Origin of the sequence: Vibrio cidicii (assembly GCF_009665415.1) — a bacterium.
GTDB classification, from domain to species: Bacteria; Pseudomonadota; Gammaproteobacteria; order Enterobacterales; family Vibrionaceae; genus Vibrio; species Vibrio cidicii.
In genome coordinates, this window is the sequence record NZ_CP035921.1 from 958533 (window position 1) to 977202 (window position 18670).

The 18670-nt window shown below is 47.8% G+C and carries 16 protein-coding genes; 4 read left to right on the top strand and 12 right to left on the bottom strand.

The features are described from left to right. Positions 1 to 528: 528 nt before the first annotated feature. The 4 genes from EWA64_RS05355 to prfC form a co-directional block, all read right to left on the bottom strand. On the bottom strand, positions 529 to 1791 hold the full coding sequence (locus tag EWA64_RS05355) for a NupC/NupG family nucleoside CNT transporter (RefSeq protein ID WP_061894994.1): 1263 nt from the start codon (positions 1789 to 1791) through the stop codon (positions 529 to 531). 205 nt (positions 1792 to 1996) lie between these two features. After that, positions 1997 to 2770: a TatD family hydrolase gene (locus tag EWA64_RS05360; protein WP_061894995.1), complete on the bottom strand. Its 774-nt coding sequence runs from the start codon at positions 2768 to 2770 to the stop codon at positions 1997 to 1999. Next, positions 2757 to 2894 (bottom strand): DUF5363 family protein, encoded by a 138-nt coding sequence (locus EWA64_RS05365; RefSeq protein WP_170320346.1) that lies wholly within the window; start codon positions 2892 to 2894, stop codon positions 2757 to 2759. The genes EWA64_RS05360 and EWA64_RS05365 overlap by 14 nt, the downstream gene beginning before the upstream one ends. Positions 2895 to 2982: 88 nt before the next feature. Next, complete coding sequence (gene prfC / locus EWA64_RS05370) at positions 2983 to 4572, bottom strand: peptide chain release factor 3 (protein ID WP_061894996.1); 1590 nt, start codon at positions 4570 to 4572, stop codon at positions 2983 to 2985. Between the two features lie 336 nt (positions 4573 to 4908). Between prfC and EWA64_RS05375 the strand changes: the two genes are divergently transcribed. Further along, a complete protein-coding gene (locus tag EWA64_RS05375; protein ID WP_061894997.1) occupies positions 4909 to 6957 on the top strand; it encodes a putative bifunctional diguanylate cyclase/phosphodiesterase in 2049 nt (682 codons plus the stop codon). Here the strand turns inward: EWA64_RS05375 and rimI are convergent. The 4 genes from rimI to ubiT all read right to left on the bottom strand — a co-directional run bounded on the left by rimI (position 6944) and on the right by ubiT (position 8943). Next, positions 6944 to 7396, bottom strand: a complete 453-nt coding sequence (rimI, locus tag EWA64_RS05380) for a ribosomal protein S18-alanine N-acetyltransferase (protein WP_061894998.1) — start codon at positions 7394 to 7396, stop codon at positions 6944 to 6946. The two genes, EWA64_RS05375 and rimI, sit on opposite strands and share 14 nt — an antisense overlap. A 6-nt stretch (positions 7397 to 7402) precedes the next feature. Next, positions 7403 to 7804, bottom strand: coding sequence for a DNA polymerase III subunit psi (locus EWA64_RS05385; protein WP_061895016.1), 402 nt, complete (start codon positions 7802 to 7804; stop codon positions 7403 to 7405). A gap of 124 nt (positions 7805 to 7928) precedes the next feature. Next, the gene (locus EWA64_RS05390) at positions 7929 to 8432 is read right to left on the bottom strand and encodes a GNAT family N-acetyltransferase (protein ID WP_061894999.1); all 504 of its coding nucleotides are present in this window, start codon (positions 8430 to 8432) and stop codon (positions 7929 to 7931) included. Then, entirely contained in the window at positions 8416 to 8943 is a 528-nt protein-coding gene (gene ubiT, locus EWA64_RS05395; RefSeq protein ID WP_061895017.1) for a ubiquinone anaerobic biosynthesis accessory factor UbiT, read from the bottom strand. The genes EWA64_RS05390 and ubiT overlap by 17 nt, the downstream gene beginning before the upstream one ends. 280 nt (positions 8944 to 9223) lie before the next feature. Here ubiT and EWA64_RS05400 point away from each other — a divergent pair, with 280 nt between their 5' ends. The 3 genes from EWA64_RS05400 (at position 9224) to EWA64_RS05410 (ending at position 13317) form a co-directional block, all read left to right on the top strand. Next, complete coding sequence (locus EWA64_RS05400) at positions 9224 to 11263, top strand: sensor domain-containing protein (RefSeq protein ID WP_061895000.1); 2040 nt, start codon at positions 9224 to 9226, stop codon at positions 11261 to 11263. A 146-nt stretch (positions 11264 to 11409) separates the two neighbouring features. Further along, a complete protein-coding gene (ubiU, locus tag EWA64_RS05405) occupies positions 11410 to 12423 on the top strand; it encodes a ubiquinone anaerobic biosynthesis protein UbiU (protein WP_061895001.1) in 1014 nt (337 codons plus the stop codon). 12 nt (positions 12424 to 12435) lie between these two features. Next, a complete protein-coding gene (locus tag EWA64_RS05410; RefSeq protein ID WP_061895002.1) occupies positions 12436 to 13317 on the top strand; it encodes a U32 family peptidase in 882 nt (293 codons plus the stop codon). Positions 13318 to 13352: 35 nt separating this feature from the next. On the opposite strand, the gene EWA64_RS05415 is transcribed toward EWA64_RS05410, so the two are convergent. The 4 genes from EWA64_RS05415 to pnp all read right to left on the bottom strand — a co-directional run bounded on the left by EWA64_RS05415 (position 13353) and on the right by pnp (position 18430). Continuing rightward, positions 13353 to 14690: an MATE family efflux transporter gene (locus EWA64_RS05415; RefSeq protein WP_061895003.1), complete on the bottom strand. Its 1338-nt coding sequence runs from the start codon at positions 14688 to 14690 to the stop codon at positions 13353 to 13355. 58 nt (positions 14691 to 14748) lie between these two features. After that, positions 14749 to 15159: a MarR family winged helix-turn-helix transcriptional regulator gene (locus EWA64_RS05420; RefSeq protein WP_061895004.1), complete on the bottom strand. Its 411-nt coding sequence runs from the start codon at positions 15157 to 15159 to the stop codon at positions 14749 to 14751. Between the two features lie 125 nt (positions 15160 to 15284). Next, complete coding sequence (gene nlpI, locus EWA64_RS05425) at positions 15285 to 16178, bottom strand: lipoprotein NlpI (RefSeq protein WP_061895005.1); 894 nt, start codon at positions 16176 to 16178, stop codon at positions 15285 to 15287. 119 nt (positions 16179 to 16297) lie between these two features. Then, the gene (pnp, locus tag EWA64_RS05430; RefSeq protein ID WP_061895006.1) at positions 16298 to 18430 is read right to left on the bottom strand and encodes a polyribonucleotide nucleotidyltransferase; all 2133 of its coding nucleotides are present in this window, start codon (positions 18428 to 18430) and stop codon (positions 16298 to 16300) included. Positions 18431 to 18670 lie beyond the last annotated feature (240 nt).

The following is an 18670-nucleotide window of genomic DNA, read 5'->3' on the forward strand; positions in this document are numbered from 1 at the left end:
CCCTGTTTCTGCTCACCTCAAAAGCAAACAGCAACTCAGTAAAAAGGTCTTTGCTAAACAGTCATTGATGAACGGACTTGGTTCCCTGAAGACTCGGCAGTCATTACTTGCCAATTGCTATCCTTGTCACCGCACAGTACCAATTTGGCCTATGGCACAACAATCTATGATTGCGGTGTCTTTTTATCTGCACTTGGCGCCACCCACTCTATCAGCTTAGCTAACCAAGGCAGAGAGTATCGGGCAATTCATTTGCCCAAAACATATCTATTCAGATGAGCGATGAAACGTCCTGCCTCGTCCCTCTTCTGTGATTACTACATTATAGATATTCATCGCAAAACTGTAGCACCAAATAGAGCGCAAACGGTTTGTATCTCAAAAAAACTCAGCCTCGACGCCCATGACGATTCGCTCTCACAGAGTCCATTTCATTCACTGTGGCGCAAAAACTGAAAACGCCCCGCAGCAATCTCTTGCTACGGGGCGAAATTAAACGGCGTCTATAAATACTGTCTCTTAACTAACTTAGAAAGACAGGAAGAAGCCAGCGATGGTCGCCGCCATCAGGTTAGATAGCGTACCCGCTGCAACCGCTTTAACACCCATACGAGCGATGTCGTGACGGCGGTTTGGCGCTAGGCCACCTAGACCACCCAGTAGAATTGCGATAGAAGAAAGGTTCGCAAAACCACACAGAGCGAAAGAGATGATTGCAGCAGTCTTAGTAGACATCACTGCACCCGTTGCCGCAACAACTTGTGCGTTCTCACCAACGTAAGGAACAAAGTTTAGGTACGCAACGAACTCGTTCACCACCAGTTTTTGACCGATGAAAGAACCCGCTAGTGTTGCTTCTTCCCATGGCACACCAATTAGGAATGCAAGTGGAGAGAAAATGTAGCCTAGGATGATTTCTAGCGTCAGTTCAGGCATACCGAACCAACCACCAACACCACCAAGGATACCGTTGATCAGAGCGATCAAACCGATGAATGCCAATAGCATTGCACCTACGTTCAGTGCAAGTTGCAGACCAACAGATGCGCCGCCAGCAGCTGCATCGATTACGTTTGCAGGCTTGTCGTCACCGCCGTCGATCTCAGCGCCAAGATCTTCTTTTGGCGTATCAACTTCAGGTTTGATGATTTTTGCGAACAGTAGACCACCCGGTGCCGCCATGAATGATGCTGCTACAAGGTACTCTAGTGGCACACCCATTGATGCGTAACCAGCTAGTACACCACCAGCAACAGAAGCAAGACCACCACACATTACGGCAAACAGTTCAGATTGCGTCATGTGAGGAACAAACGGACGAACCACAAGTGGCGCTTCAGTTTGACCTACGAAGATGTTTGCAGCAGCAGACATTGACTCGGCGCGAGACGTACCAAGAGCTTTCTGCAGGCCACCACCAAGGATCTTGATAACCCACTGCATCACACCAATGTAGTAAAGTACAGAGATAAGTGCTGAGAAGAAAATCAGTGTTGGTAGTACTTGGAAGGCAAAAATAAAGCCGATACCGTCAACTGAGAAGTTAACTAGGCTGCCGAACAAGAAACCAGTACCGTCTTTACCGAAGTCGATAACGCTTTGAACACCAGCAGAGAAACCTGCTAGTAGATCACGACCCCATGGTACGTAAAGAACGAAACCACCGATGATAAATTGGATAGCAAAAGCGCCACCCACAGTTCTTAGATTGATAGCTTTGCGGTTGTCAGACAGTAAGAATGCAATTCCTAGCAATACTGCCATGCCGACTAGGCTCATAAACAGGCTCATAGTTTATGACTTCCTTATTAAGTTATTTATTGGCGTGTTACAAAATGGAGCTATAAAGCGGAGGCAATTATACTCACGCCTCAACAATTAAAGTAATGCCACCTTCACACTTTCCCATCAGACTCGGTGCAAATTCACTTTTGTTTGTGAGTATCTTCACAATAATATATAAAACGCCATATTGTTTGAGCGGGAATGTTAGATTTCATTCACAGATAGAGAACAGCGAATTGCTATTTTTCCAAAGTTGCGAAGCAACCGTTTGCTTTGTCTGATTTCTCAACTCACAGAGTATAGTCAAGATGTTAACTATTTGTGATGGCGTATTTACCACACCCTGATAACCACTCAGTGGCATATCTGGTGCGTCGGTTTCCAAAAGCAGATGCTCAAGCGGCAGTTTCGCCACCGCTTGGCGAGTTTTGTTGGCGCGCGGATAGGTGATTGTGCCGCCAATACCGAGCGAGAAGCCCAATCTCAGCCACTCCATCCCTTGTTCATAACTGCCAGAGAATGCATGCAGTACGCCCCCTTTAGGCAACTGAGCAGCTTTGACCATCTGGATCAGGCGATTATGCGCCTTACGGCCATGTAAAATAACCGGCAGACCATACTGCCTCGCTAACTCAAATTGCCACCGCAACGCTTCTTCTTGTAAGGCAGGGTTAACCTTAATGGCAAAATCTAGCCCACATTCACCAATGGCGACACAGCGCGTCGGACGCGCATCCAATCGTGCCATCAGTTGTGTTTGGTAGAGCGTATAGTCAGCGTTTAAGAAATAAGGGTGCAAGCCGAGTGCGTAGTAAATCTCTGGATGTTGCGATGACAGCTCAGCGACTCGCAACCAATTTTCCGGACCAACGGAAGGAATGAGGAATCGCTTCACGCCCACGTGCTGAGCAGATTGCAAGATATGCGAAAAGTCGGTCTCAAACACCGGAAAATCGAGGTGGCAGTGACTATCAAACAGCGTCATTGTTACGGCGTTCTCGCGCAGGATCTTGCTTGTAGGGTACACAACTGCGCTTTTGCTCCGGCGTTAAACCAAGCTCTCGACACCAATCGTCATAGCGCTTTAACCACTTTTTCAACCACTGCATACTCATCATCTCCACACTGTTTTACGCACCATATAAAAAAGCGCCCCGGGCTGCAAACCCAGGGCGACAATTCTCAATCACTCAGCGCTTAGTGCTCACGTGTGGCGCGGAACTCTACCTCAGGGAAGCGTTCTTTGGCTAAGTTCAAGTTGACCATGGTTGGCGCGATGTAGGTAAGATTGTCACCGCCATCCAGCGCTAGGTTAGCTTGGTTCTTACGTTGGAACTCATCGAGTTTCTTCGCATCCGCACATTCAACCCAACGAGCCGTAGCAACGTTTACCCCCTCGTAGATCGCCTCCACGTTGTATTCTGATTTCAAACGCGCCACCACCACGTCAAACTGCAGCACACCGACCGCGCCGACTATCAAATCGTTGTTTTGCAGCGGGCGGAATACCTGTACTGCACCTTCTTCAGACAGCTGAACCAGCCCTTTGAGCAGTTGTTTTTGCTTTAGAGGATCGCGTAGACGAATACGACGGAACAGTTCTGGGGCAAAGTTGGGAATACCCGAGAACTTCAGTGTTTCACCTTGAGTAAAGGTGTCACCGATTTGAATTGTGCCGTGGTTGTGCAAACCAATGATGTCACCGGCGTAGGCATCCTCAGCACGAGAACGGTCTCCCGCCATAAAGGTCACGGCATCCGAAATATTAATCTGTTTCCCAAGGCGAACATGGTTCATTTTCATCCCTTGGTTGTAAGTACCAGATACAATGCGCATGAAAGCGATGCGGTCACGGTGTTTCGGATCCATATTCGCTTGGATCTTAAACACGAACCCAGTGAATTTGTCTTCGGTTGCTTCCACCTGACGCTCATTGGCCATACGCGGCAGTGGCGCAGGCGCCCATTGAGTCAGGCCATCCAGCATGTGGTCAACACCAAAGTTACCTAAAGCGGTACCAAAGAAAACCGGCGTCAGTTCGCCTTTGAGGAACATCTCAAGATCAAATTCATGCGAAGCACCCAGCACCAATTCAAGCTCTTCACGCAGTTGCTCAGCCAGATCAGCACCAATTTCAGTATCCAGCTCTGGATTGTCTAATCCTTTGATAATGCGCTCTTCTTGGATCGTGTGGCCGTGACCAGTGGCGTACAAAATCGTTTCATCGCGGTGAATGTGATAGACACCTTTAAACTCTTTACCACAGCCGATTGGCCAAGAGACAGGCGCACAAGCGATATTGAGTTCGCTTTCAACTTCGTCCAGCAGTTCCATCGGATCACGAATATCGCGGTCCAGTTTGTTCATGAAGGTGACGATCGGTGTATCACGCAGGCGAGTAACTTCCATCAGCTTACGCGTTCGATCTTCAACACCTTTGGCGGCGTCGATCACCATCAAGCACGAGTCAACGGCAGTCAGCGTACGATAGGTATCTTCCGAGAAGTCTTCGTGTCCCGGAGTATCAAGCAGGTTGACCAAGCAGTCATTGTAAGGAAACTGCATCACAGAAGTGGTCACCGAGATGCCACGTTCTTTCTCCATTTCCATCCAGTCGGATTTGGCATGCTGGCTTGAGCCGCGGCCTTTCACGGTACCAGCAGTCTGAATAGCACGTCCGAATAACAGGACTTTTTCTGTAATGGTGGTTTTACCCGCATCCGGGTGCGAGATAATAGCGAACGTTCTGCGCTTGGCAACTTCGCTCAAAAATGGAGCATTTGACATGACACTGATCTTCTTGTGTGTTCTGGACGGGAAACGGGCGGCTATCGCTTTTGCTCAATAACCCTGCAGATTGCTATCTGCGGCGCCCCTTCCTGAGGTAGATTCAATTTTGCGCGGTATTCTCGCTTATTATTCGCCAATCGGCAACTCTGGACAGCAAAGTGCCGTGCGTTCAAAAAGCACTCAACGCTCTGCCTGTGAGAAATTTCCATCATGACGACTCGATTTTTCAACATCTATGTGTAGCAACACAAACGATTTTATCTCGTTCAAGTATTTTGGGTTACTTGGCTATATGTTCTATAACTATAGAAGTAAGAAGGATTGGTTGACGGTATGCTAAAAAATAAAAAAGTACATTCTTTAGCTTTTAAGCAGGCACGAACCGTGTTTCTGGTTTCGGTTGTTCTTGGCCTGTGTTTTAGCTTGTACCATATTCTGGTTGATCTCCATCAGGAGCAGCGGCGCATCGAAGAGCACTATCAGTTTAAGTTGATGCAAAATTATTCCAACGCCAGCCAAGCCGCATACCACTTGAACCACCTGCTAGCGGAGCAAGTCGCCTCCAGTTTGATGATGGATAACGCCGTCTACAGTGTCGCGATTGTTGACGATTTCGGTGACGTTCTCACACAAAAAAATCGGCCGATTGAAGCTCAAGATATGATCACGCAACTGCTTTCCACTATCTTGACGCCCGCCTCACCGTTTTACAAAACCGAGCTCCACCAGCCAAACTCAAACGTGGTGGTTGGCACGCTCAGCTTTTCCGTCAATGGTTCCAGTATCGCCGAAGCGTTTATCAGCAAATCGAGCCGAATTCTGTTATTTGATTTGTTTCGTAATATTTTATTGACCACCATTTTGCTGGCTTTCTTCTATGTGAAGCTATCGAAACCGATCATTACGTTGAATAATTGGGTGAATTCGCTGCAAAACCGCAAAACGGCGATCGAGCTACCACCAAGAAACAGTAATGATGAGCTCGGTCGTTTGGCGCTCTCTTTTCACAATTTATGGCAAGCGCGCGCGGCGGCAGAAAGCCAGTTAAACCAACTAGCTTACTACGATACGCTGACTGGGCTTGCTAACCGCAGCCTGCTTCTGAAAACGCTCAATGATAGTTTGAATGAAGCACTACGTAATAACAGCAATGGCGTTTTGTTCTACATGGATTTGGATCGTTTCAAAACCATCAACGATTCGCTCGGTCACACCATCGGCGACAATTTAATGCGAGCCATTGCCAAGCGTTTGGAGGGTTGGCTACACGATGGCGAAACGGCAGCTCGTATCGGTGGTGATGAGTTCGCCATTCTGATCCCTAACTTGTCGCTGGAGCATGCGGCAAATAAAGCTCAGCAGTTACTCGCGTTAATATCAAATCCCTATTCGATTGATGATCACCAACTTTATTGCACAGTGAGTATTGGCATTTCCAAGTTCCCCAGTGAAGGAATTTCCAGCATTGATGTTTTGCGCCAAGCCGATACGGCGCTCTATCGCGCTAAGGTCGCAGGACGCAATAAATACATGTTTTATGAGCCAGAAATGCACGCTCAAGTTGAGTCGTTTCTGGAAATCGAAAAAGGTCTGCATGAAGCACTGCATCAACAACAACTTGAACTCTATTACCAACCTCAAGTGAACGACAAGATGCAAATAATCGGCGTGGAAGCCTTAATTCGTTGGAATCACCCAGAACGCGGATTGCTCCCCCCTGGTGTTTTCATGCCTATCGCAGAAGAAACCGGGCAAATTCTGCCAATCGGTGACTGGATAATCGAACAAGCTTGTTACCAGTACGCGCAGTGGAAAAAGTTGGGCGTTTTCCCGGACACCTTCCGTCGCTTAGCAATCAACATCAGCCCGCTGCAGTTTTCTCAGCAGTTTTTTGTCGAGCACATTACCCATGCCCTTACACAAGCGGGTATTTCCGGCGAGCATATCGAACTGGAAATTACGGAAAGTTTGCTGTTAGAGAACGTGGAAAGCGCAATGAACAAGATGGCACAACTCAAAGAGCTTGATCTGAAAATTTCTATCGACGATTTCGGTACGGGCTACTCATCCTTGCGCTACCTTAAACATTTGGCGGTGGACGTACTGAAAATCGACCGCTCCTTTGTCACCCAATTGCATCTAGATCAAAGCGACCAAGCGATCGTCGACACCATTATCATGACCGCGGATCGCCTCAACTTAGAAGTGATCGCCGAAGGGGTGGAAGAGCACGAAGAGATGGAAGCATTAATGAAGCTCGGTTGTGAGCAGTTTCAGGGCTATCTCTTTGATAAGCCGCAGCCGGTTGATGTCATCACGCAAAGATTAAAAGAGAACAGCTACGGCGAAACCCGAGCCGCCGCGATGCTCAAAAGCAGTTGAACAGATAACTCATAATGATGGCATCTTCGTGACCCGTTTTGGTCGGGTAGTAATTGCGGCGACGATCCACCTCGTTAAAGCCCGCGTCTTGATATAAGGCCAATGCACGCTGGTTACTCTCACGCACCTCCAGCCAAGCGCTTTCAGCGCTTTGTTGCTCGCCTAACTCAATAAAAGCGTCCAGCAGCTGACGTCCGTATCCTTTGCCTTGCTGAGTCGGACAAACGGCGATATTGAGTAAAGTTACCTCACCGACAATATTTTGCGCGTAAAAGTAGCCCACTACGTTGCCGTCAACCAGCATCACGTGATGCATTGCCCCACGGCTGGAGAGATCGTGGATCAAGCTTTGCGCCCAAGGGTGGGAGTGAGCACGTGTTTCTATCTGATAAACCGCGTCGAGGTGCTCGACATTCATAGCGACTAAAGTACAACTCATTTCTATTTACTCATAAGCACAAATTTGCTGCCAAAGCGCACGGCGATGCTCGTTATTCCCATCGATGTCACTCAATGCAGGAGAGTGCAGTACGTTCACCGTCGCTGCCACAGGTTGAGTCACTGTACCAGCAAACCAGATCCAAGTGAGAGGTTCTAGGTTTACCAGCGCAAGCTCTGCGGGAGAAACGTGTCTCGCTTGTGAAAGCTCAAGCTTGATACTTTTCAGCACTCTTTCAAACAGTTGCGCGGTGTGATTTTTAGGGCACTGTTCTGCCACCAATAGCAAGCAACACTCTGCCGGTAGCTCGATTGGAGCAAATTGGAAGCCTGCCAACCGTTCAGGATGCGTGAGTTCCCAAGTGGGGATACCCATTTGCTGTAAGTAGAGTTTTTCGTTTTCTGACATCATCTGACCATTTCCATCAACGGCGCAATAGTATCAAAAATTTGTCGTCGAGTCAGAGTAAGTCTGACACTGACTTTTTGCGATGCTTGGAGCGCCAAACGGCCTGTACAGCAGGCCGTTTGGCTTAAAACATGGAAAATTCCGCACTGTACTCAATGTTACCTTGGTGCCCTTGAAATTCATTGTCGGCTAACGCGAGCGATTGAAAAGCCCCTTCAGGCACCTCCCACTGACATGCAAATCCCAAGTCACTCGCAGCAGTAAAACCGAAACGGTGATAGTAGGCCGGATTGCCCAATACAAAGCAGGCTGGATAACCGAATTCCGCCAAGCAGGTCAAACCCTCTCGCACCAACTCTGCCCCTATGCCCTGATTTTGGTACTGCGCTTTAACTGCGAGTGGCGCCAAGCCTTGCCATGAAAAGTCTTCGCCATTGAGCGTCACCGGAGAAAACATCGCGTGGCCAATCACTTCCCCTTCTTCACTGCACGCCACCAGCGATAAAGTCAAACGTCCGTTCTCACGCAGCGCCATCACCAAGTTCGCTTCAGCGTCGGTGGGAAACACCGCTTTGAGCAGTGCATCAATCGCCAGGAGATCCGCTGGCGCTTCAGTTCGAATAAGCATTTACAACCCCATTGTGTGTTTGGGCTGATTGTACTCCCTTATGAACGAACTCGGCCAGTTGATTTAACAACTGTTGTAGCGCTTTCGGTAACTGCTCTAAATCAACACTATCCATCAGATTTTTCACTTCTAGACCCAATTCCGTATCGCCTTCAATTGACAAACGGCGTTGGAAAAAGAGGGTATCTGGGTCTTCTTTACGTCCAGCGATCAGCACCAGATCATTGAGATTACCAGCGAAGCTCACCGACGCTTCCACCTCACTCTTGGCCACCACCAGTTGTTCATCCTGATAGCTGATATACCAATGCAGTTGCAGGTCTTTTATCTCTACTTTTAACCACTTATCTTGTAGAAATTCAAAATCACCATCAACGAGCGCTTCTTTAAAAACCAGTTTCAGCCCTTCAAGCAAGGCTTTTTTCTGTACAGCTTGTGGCAATAACTGGACTGGAGATCGCAAAATTGATGCGGCGTTTTGAACTAGTTGACTGCGAATCTTGTTTATCACGCTCATTTTCCGTTACTTTGTCAAAGGAGCACCTATCTTAGTGGATAGCATGAAAGGAATACCTGTTATGCATCAAAAAAAGAATTTTATACCGATTGCATAGGCGCATTGAGCAAATAGATGACAATGGACGACGTTTTTTTGACCTTTGATAATTTATTGTCACTATTGTATTGATAAACCCTTTAATAAGCATACTTTCACAGTTATAGTTAGATGGCTCTGCGTTTTTCATTACATGGACGAATAATCACGCTCTCTGGAGCTCGGTAGTACTTTAATGCCATCCAAGCAATTACATCATTGGTTTAAGACACTTACAGCCAACAGCCCATTCTTTTTTGCTATCCTCGATCGTCAGCATGGCTACTGCATGGTCAATGAACGCTATTGCGATATTGCCGGACTCTCTGAGCAAGAGTTGATCGGTATGAATGATGCGAAAATTCTCGGCGAAAATTTCTACCAAAAACTACGTCCCTACTATCAACGTGCGTTTGACGGTGAATATATAGAAGCGGAAGTGACGCTGGATGAAACCGATCTGGAAACCAGTTTGCATTTCAGCCTATCGCCGCTGCGCGACGAAAATGGCATCCAACACATCGTTTTTCATTCCATCGACACCTCAGAAAAACAGATTTTAATCAAATCTCTTGAAGAATCAGAAAGTAAGTTCTCGCAGTTAACGCAACTGCTTCCAGACGGTTTGTTGTTGGTTGAAGATGATTCGGTTTTATTTGCCAATCCTGCTGCTGCTCGGCTGTTGGGTTTCAATTCCCCCCATGATCTGCTCGGGGAAGAACTAAGCCGCCTGTTCATCGATGAAAAGACCAAAATGGTCTTTCGCCACAAGCTTTCAACGCTACTTTCCAGCAAAGCGTTTGTCTGTATGACCAGTGCACGTTGCGGTTTCGAGCGCCGCGTTCAGTTGCATGCCGACAACACCACGGTACTGGGCAACCAGTCACAACTCATTTTGATTCAAGATGCGGATGAAGCTCCCAAACAGCTTTCTAATCAAGGTGATGATGATATTCATATCGACTCTCTGACTAGGCTGTATAACCGCTTTGGTTTTACCAAACGACTCGAACAGTTGATCAAAAACCAAACGCCGCTGCTGCTTTTGTATTTGGACATTGATAACTTCAAAAACATCAACGACTCGCTAGGTCACCATATTGGCGATCGCGTGATTTTGGAGGTCTCTGCTCGGTTAAAGCGCCTTTTACCGCAGCATGCCGTGATTGGCCATTTAGGCGGAGATGAGTTTGGCATCATCTTGCCCGAGCCAGAAAACAACCGCATGGCAGAGCTGTTGTCAGATAGAATCATCGCTTTGATCAATCAACCGTTTGATCTCCACCATTTCAGTAAACGCCTCGCCTGCTCGATTGGCAGTGTGCGCTATCCGGAAGACGGGCAAGATGCGCGAATCCTGCTACAAAATGCCGATACCGCCATGTACGAAGCCAAAGATCGCGGCCGTAATCGTCTGATCAAATTTAATGATCAGATGAACAAAGAAGCTCGCATGCGCTTATGGCTGGAGATAGAACTGCAAAAAGCACTGCAACAGAACGGTTTAGAAGTGTGGTATCAACCCAAAGTGAATGCGCGTGACTTCAGTATTAATGGTGCTGAAGCCTTAGTGCGCTGGAAACATCCGGTCGAAGGATACATCAGTCCAGCCGCGTTCATCCCGGTCGCTGAGAAAGCGGGCCTTATTGAGCACTTAGGCCGAGTAGTCATGCGTGAAGTGTTTAACACGGTTAAACGTTGGAAGCTGCAAGGCATTTTGCCTGGGCGTGTGGCAATCAACCTCTCTCCCGAACAGTTCGGCAATCCCCAATTAATTGATTTTATGGAAAAGCTGCTAAGAACCACAGAGCTCGATCCTGGCTGCATCACCTTTGAACTGACCGAGAGTGCAGTAATGAGTGACAGCGATCATACGCTGCAAATGCTCAACTCCATCAAAAAATTAGGCTTTTCATTATCGATAGATGATTTTGGCACTGGCTATTCATCACTGGCCTACCTCGCTCGCTTTCCCATTGATGAGCTGAAAATTGACCGCGCATTTATTAACGACATTGACGTGTTACCCAAACAAGTCACGGTGATTGAAAACATCATCAATCTTGGAAAGTCGCTGGATCTCACTGTGGTGGCAGAAGGCGTAGAAACCCATCAACAAGCTACGTTGCTCTCTAACTTACGTTGCCACTCTATCCAAGGTTTTCACTTCTATCGCCCTCAGCCTAAGCATGAAATCGAAGAGCTGTTCGCACAAAACCGCCGTCACAAAAACTAACCAATCCGCTTTAGTGCGCTCCAAAGCCCACTACCCACAAAGGGTAAATATCGGATTTATTGCGACAAACCTAATTTACATCAAATCGACTATTCATAATCCTTCATAAAATGCTGCCACCTTTTCGTCTCGATTTTAGACAGCATATGGAACTCCTTTGCCCGGCAGGTAACCTCCCTGCGCTAAAAACCGCCATCGATTGCGGTGCCGATGCGGTGTACATCGGTTTTAAAGATGATACCAATGCCCGCCATTTCGCAGGCCTCAATTTTACTGGCAAAAAACTGGATAAAGCGGTTGAGTACGTCCACGACCGACAAAAAAAAATCCACGTAGCCTTGAACACCTTTGCCCATCCGGATGGTTTTCATCGCTGGACTGATGCCGTGGACAGGGCCGCGGAGATCGGCGTGGATGCTTTGATTGTTGCAGACATCGCCATTTTGCAGTACGCCGCTGAGAAGTACCCTGAATTAGAGCTGCATCTTTCAGTACAAGCTTCCGCCACCAACGTTGCGGCTATCGAGTTCTACAAGCAGAATTTCAACGTCAAACGCGTCGTGCTACCACGTGTTCTTTCCATCCATCAAGTAAAACAGCTCTCCAGAAACACCCCAAAAGATGTTGAACTGGAGGTGTTTGCTTTCGGTAGCTTGTGCATCATGTCGGAAGGTCGCTGCTATCTCTCTTCCTACCTGACTGGTGAGTCACCGAACACCGTAGGAGCCTGTTCGCCCGCTAAATATGTTCGCTGGCAAGAGACCGACACGGGACTAGAATCAAGATTGAACAACATTTTGATCGACCGATACACACACGGAGAAAACGCAGGTTACCCGACGCTGTGTAAAGGTCGCTTTGAGGCAGATATTGAGGGCGAACGCAAACGCTATCACGCCCTGGAAGAGCCTACCAGCCTCAATACCCTTTCGCTCTTGCCGGAACTGTTTGCGGCCAATGTGGCCTCGGTCAAGATCGAAGGGCGACAACGTAGCCCCGCTTACGTCGAACAAGTGACTCGTACCTGGCGTGCCGCCATCGATCACTACCAAGCCAACCCACAAGCTTATCAAGTGCAAGAGGCGTGGAATGCCGCACTGGCGAATGTTTCAGAAGGCCGACAAACCACGCTCGGCGCCTACCATCGCCAGTGGCAGTAACGAGGAATTAGCATGAAATACTCACTTGGCCCTTTGCTGTACTTTTGGCCAAAACAGAATGTCGAAGCCTTTTACCAACAGGCAAAGCAGAGCTCAGCCGATATCATCTATCTCGGTGAATCGGTCTGTTCAAAGCGACGTGAAATGAAACCCGCTCACTGGTTTGAGTTGGCTAAAGAGCTCTCTTCGGCAGGAAAACAAGTGGTGCTTTCGACCATGGCACTGCTTGAAGCTCCTAGCGAAGTCAATGTGATGAAGAAATACATCGACAATGGTGACTTTGCTATTGAGGCCAACGACGTGGCCGCGATTCAAATGGCGCATGAAAAAAAGGTGCCGTTTGTCGTCGGCCCAGCGATAAACTGCTACAACGCTCATGCACTCAATGTGTTGCTAAAGCAAGGTATGATTCGTTGGTGTATGCCTGTTGAGCTGTCAAAACAGTGGTTACAAAACGTCTTAACTCAATGCGAGTCACTCGACATCCGTCAGCAGTTTGAAGTGGAAGTATTCAGCCACGGCTATCTGCCTTTGGCGTACTCGGCGCGTTGTTTTACCGCTCGAGCGGAGAATCGCGCCAAAGACGATTGCGAAACTTGCTGTATCAAATATCCCACCGGTATTCAGGTTTGCAGCCAAGAAGGGCAGAGCGTGTTTAACCTCAATGGCATCCAAACCCAATCCGGTTACTGCTACAACCTGATAAACGATCTGGCGGGCATGCACGGTTTGGTTGATGTGGTGCGCCTAAGCCCGCTTGGCCTAGATACCTTCTCGCAACTTGACCAGTTCAAAGCCAATGAAAAAGGCCTACAACCGACGAAAATTAGCGATCATCAATGCAATGGTTACTGGCATCAAATTGCCGGGCTCGAAGTCAAAAACATTCGCTGATCGTACTGTTAGCGCGGAGCACATCGCACCGCGCTTTAACTCATTTTAACCACAACCTCATCCGCTGGCATTTGCCGCATATCTCGCCATAGCATTACCGCCACCACACAGCTTAAGGCAACATTCGATAACGGGAACGCCAACCACACGCCAGTAATGCCAAATAATTTAGGCATGACGAAAAGAAAAGGCAGTTGTACCAGCATATTGCCGATACTGACAAACAGCGCTTTTCCACCACGATTGATCGACTGATAGTAAGCGGCACACACCACTAAAAAGCCGTCGAGAAACATCGCGAACATATGCAGTCTAATTCCGGTGACGGTACTTTCGGTTAAAGCTTGATCATGAGCATTAAAGACCGCGACGACATTTTCAGGAAAAAGATTCAAAAGCACGACAAACACGACTCCGGTGAGCACAGCCGAACTCATCGCCACGTTGAGCAGTTTGCGAATATTGTGGCGATTACCCGCACCGTAATTGAAACTGGCCAAAGGCTGCATACCATTGGCAATACCCTCTGCAATCAGGTAATAAACCACCACGATGTAGCCCAGAATGGCATACGCTCCCACTAAAATCGGGCTACCATATTGAAGGAGTAAGCTGTTGTGCAGCGCCACCATCATCGAACCATAGGCGTACATAAAGAAGCTGGAAGTGCCAACTGCAACTATGTTCGGCAATGCGCGCCATTGGAACGCATAGCTATCGCGACCCAAGCGCAGTTTCGCTTTGCGTGACAGGAAATAACTCAATCCTACAAAAGTGACGATCATCTGCGCCAACGCCGTTGCGATTGCAGCCCCCGTCAATTGCCACTGCAACACCCCGATCAAAAGATAATCGAGCACAATATTGCTCACTGCACCAAGAATCATCAACATAGTCGCCAGATTGGGGCTGCCATCGTTGCGCAGTAAGATGGGCATCGCTATCGACCCTAAGGTAAAGACACACGAGTAAACCAGTACCTCTAAGTACTGCAAACCAAGCTGGTATACCGCACCTTCAGCTCCCTGCCAACGGAGAAAATCGTCCGCGTAGTTGGCCAGTAACCAGGCAACGAGTGGACTGATTAACAGCAGCAGAGACAAGCCTGTCGACAGAAGTTTTCTGGCTTGATCAAGATTTTTCTCACCCAGTTTGATTGACGCCAAAGCACCAGTACCGACTCCAACCATCAAACCGATGCCGAGCACTGAACCAATCAGCGGCCAGGCGACGTTAATCCCCGCTAGCCCTTCTGCCCCAACGTAGTGGCCAATAAAAATCCCATCCACAACTTGGTATAAACCGTTAACCAACATAGCGGCAATCGTGGGAATCGCGTAGCGCCAAAACTGGCGGTAAATCGACACTTGCATTTTTTACTACTCTGCATGCTCTTCAACGAAGAGATAATTCAACAAGCTAACCTTGGGCTTATCCCAATGCCTTGGTTAGCAGATTGTCTAACTGAATACGCTCATCCTGAGAGAGATTTTTGCCAACTTCCTCGGCGATAAGTGCATAGACCGCAAGTTCAAGTGCCAAATGTTGCTTTGCCCGCTCGGTCAAAGAGATCCGTTTGGCTCTTGCATCTATTGAGCACGGCACGCGAACAAGCAACCCTTTGCTCTCCAATTTGGTCACCATATTGGTCGCAGAAGGCTTCGAAACTTCTAAAGCATTCGCCAAGTCGGTGAGCCGAATAGGCTCAGGTAAAGACTGCACTGCTTTTAGGTAGTCGTATTCATTGAAACTCAAATGGCCAATAGGATCTTCTTTGGCAGTTTGTCGCCACACTTTGGCTGAGAAGCGTTCCAACTTTTCTAGCTGTAAACTCAGGGTCATAATACACTCATTTAGTTAGCCTAACTAAATATTATAGCGACTCATTTGGTTTTGCCTAGACCCTCAAAGAAACCAACGAAAAAAAACCGCCAAAAAGGCGGTTTTACAATAGCTGAACAATGCACCTATTTGCTCTTCGCCATACGCTCAGCCTGTAGCTGGTCAAAAATATTACCTAATTCAAGAAAAGCATAACGGTGCTCAACGTATTCATAGACATTAAAAGAAATAGCCAACTTATACAATGAGATAGCGTTAGCAAAGTCGCCTTTCAACTGATAGCGTTTCGCCAGATAGAAATAGACTTCCGTCAGTCGCTGAGCCAGTAATACATTTTCTCTCGATGCATCAATGATCGCTTTAAATGCCTGTTCTTCTGAGACTTGCTCTGCCATCAGCGCCACTAAAACCCATCCCCACTCTTCACTCCGTTGACGATAACGTTCAAGCAGATCTTTTTTGGCCACTACGGGATCGATTTCCGCTTCAATGATATACAGCCACAATGCGCGAAAGGGATCGCTGGGGTCATCGTGATAATGCTTCGCCATTTCGTCGCGCGCTAATTCCAAACGCCCACCGTAGTAGAGGGCAATGGCACGATTGCGCTCTGCATAACTGTTGTGTGGATCAAGCTCTAAGGTTGAATCAAATGCTTCATAAGCCGCGTCGTATTCCCCTACTTGGGTATAGTAGACACCCAGCAAATTAAAGATATCTGGCTGAGAAGGATTCAATTGTAGAGATTGGCTAAAGTCCAAACGCGCTAAATCTCTCAGACCAACACTGTCATAGTAATTGCCGCGTTCATAGTGCATTTTGGCCCGTACAGGATCGCTGAGATCTGGGCGTTGTAAAAGCTGAGATAGACGCGCAATCTGCACTTCCTGCTGTACACTCGGCTGCAGAGGGACGGCCATTGGCGGGTAAATCCATTGACTGTTGTTACTGCTAAGGCTAGAGGCGCAGCCTGTTGTCGCTAAGGCTAGGCAAAGGCCGACGGTTTGAAACCATTTCACTCAGGGAGACTCCTGTTAGACCGCAATAAAAAAGGGAGCAAAGTTGCTCCCTTTATAACATGCTTTCAGCGCCTTAAGCGAGAAAAGCGCCAAATTACGACATTGTGCCGCGTGTTGGCTTACTCTTCTACCACGGGTGCTGCTGGCGTTTCTGCCTCTACAGGCTTTTCTACTGCTTCTTTCATGCTCAGACGCACGCGGCCTTGACGGTCGATTTCCAGTACTTTAACTTGCACTTCTTGACCTTCAGACAGCACATCTGACACTTTCTCGATACGCTTGTCAGCGATTTGAGAAATATGCACTAGACCATCTTTGCCAGGCAGAATGTTAACGAAAGCACCGAAGTCAGCAAGGCGTGCCACTTTACCAGTGTAAATACGGCCAACTTCCACTTCTGCGGTGATCTCTTCGATACGACGGATCGCTTCTTTCGCTTGCTCACCAGAGGTGGCTGCAATCTTAATCGTGCCGTCATCTTCGATTTCAATGGTAGTGCCGGTTTCTTCAGTCAACTGACGAATCACTGCACCGCCTTTACCGATCACGTCTTTGATCTTGTCAACGCTGATCTTCATGGTGTGGATACGTGGCGCGAACTGAGAGATATCATCACGAGCACCAGCAATCGCTTGATCCATAACAGATAGGATGTGCTTACGTGCACCTTGAGCTTGGTTAAGCGCAATTTGCATGATCTCTTTAGTAATACCTTCGATCTTGATGTCCATTTGAAGTGCAGTGATACCAGTTGAAGTACCCGCGACTTTAAAGTCCATGTCACCTAGGTGGTCTTCATCGCCAAGGATATCTGAAAGAACAACGAAATCGTCGCCTTCTTTCACTAGACCCATTGCGATACCCGCAACAGAAGCCTTGATTGGCACACCAGCATCCATAAGCGCTAGAGAAGTACCACATACAGAAGCCATTGAAGATGAACCGTTAGATTCCGTGATTTCTGAAACAACACGTACTGTGTATGGGAACTCATCAATTGATGGCATTACCGCAGCAATACCACGCTTCGCCAGTTTACCGTGACCGATTTCACGACGCTTAGGAGAACCGACAAAACCCGTTTCGCCTACACAGTAAGGAGGGAAGTTGTAGTGTAGTAGGAAGTAATCTTTCTTCTCACCCGTTAGCTCATCAATGATTTGCGCATCACGCTGAGTACCTAGCGTTGCCGTTACGAGCGCCTGAGTTTCACCACGAGTGAACAGCGCACTGCCGTGAGTACGTGGAAGAACACCAGTACGAACATCTAGTGCACGAACCATGTCTTTTTCACGGCCATCGATACGAGGGTTGCCAGCAATGATGCTACGGCGCACAACAGTCTTCTCTAGATCGTGGAAGATAGTGTGAATTTCTTTCGCATCGGCTTCTGGGTCTTCTGCAAGGATAGCTGCATTCACTTCTGCCGCAATCTCATGGATACGGTCGTAACGAGCCATTTTTTCAGTGATTTTGTAAGCTTCAACCAGTTTCGCTTCTGCTAGAACAGCGACTTTCTCATTAAGAGCGGTGTTCGCTTCAGGAGCAACCCAGTTCCAAGATGGCGTCGCCACTTCGGCTGCAAACTCGTTGATCGCTTTGATCACAGCTTGTTGTTGGTCGTGACCAAATACCACTGCAGATAGCATTTCTTCTTCAGTTAGGTTGTCCGCTTCTGACTCAACCATTAGCACGGCAGATTCAGTACCCGCAACAACAAGATCTAGACGAGATGCGTTGAGTTCAGTGTTGCTTGGGTTTAATACGAGTTGACCGTCAATGTGACCAACACGTGCCGCGCCGATAGGACCGTTAAATGGGATACCTGAGATAGCAAGCGCTGCAGACGTACCAATCATAGTTGGGATATCTGGTTGTACGTCTGGGTTAACAGACACGACCGTTGCGATAACTTGTACTTCGTTATTAAAACCCTCTGGGAATAGAGGACGAATTGGGCGGTCGATTAGACGTGCAGTCAGCGTTTCACCTTCAGAAGGACGGCCTTCACGCTTGAAGAAGCCACCCGGGATTTTGCCCGCTGCGTAAGTACGCTCTTGGTAGTTTACGGTTAGTGGGAAGAAGTCTTGACCTGCAACCGCTTCTTTTTTACCAACCACAGAAACAAATACCGCAGTATCGTCCATGGTCACCATCACAGCGGCAGTAGCCTGACGCGCGATTACGCCAGTTTCCAGTGTCACGGTGTGGTTGCCGTACTGGAATGTTTTAACAACTGGTTTTTCGAACATGTTTATTCCTTGCTCTAAGCACACGCTTAGATAAATTAAATGAGGCTCAGAACACTACGAATCGCGACTAGTAAAAATAGGCTTGCGCTGCGCGTTTGACACGATGGGAAAACAAACCGACTTTTAATAGTCGCGACCTTTAGGTCGACGAGGTTGACTGTAATGCCTGAACTGATGAGTTATCTCATGAGTTGAGATAAAGCCGTGTGTAGTATAACGACTTGAAACCGATTTGGCTAA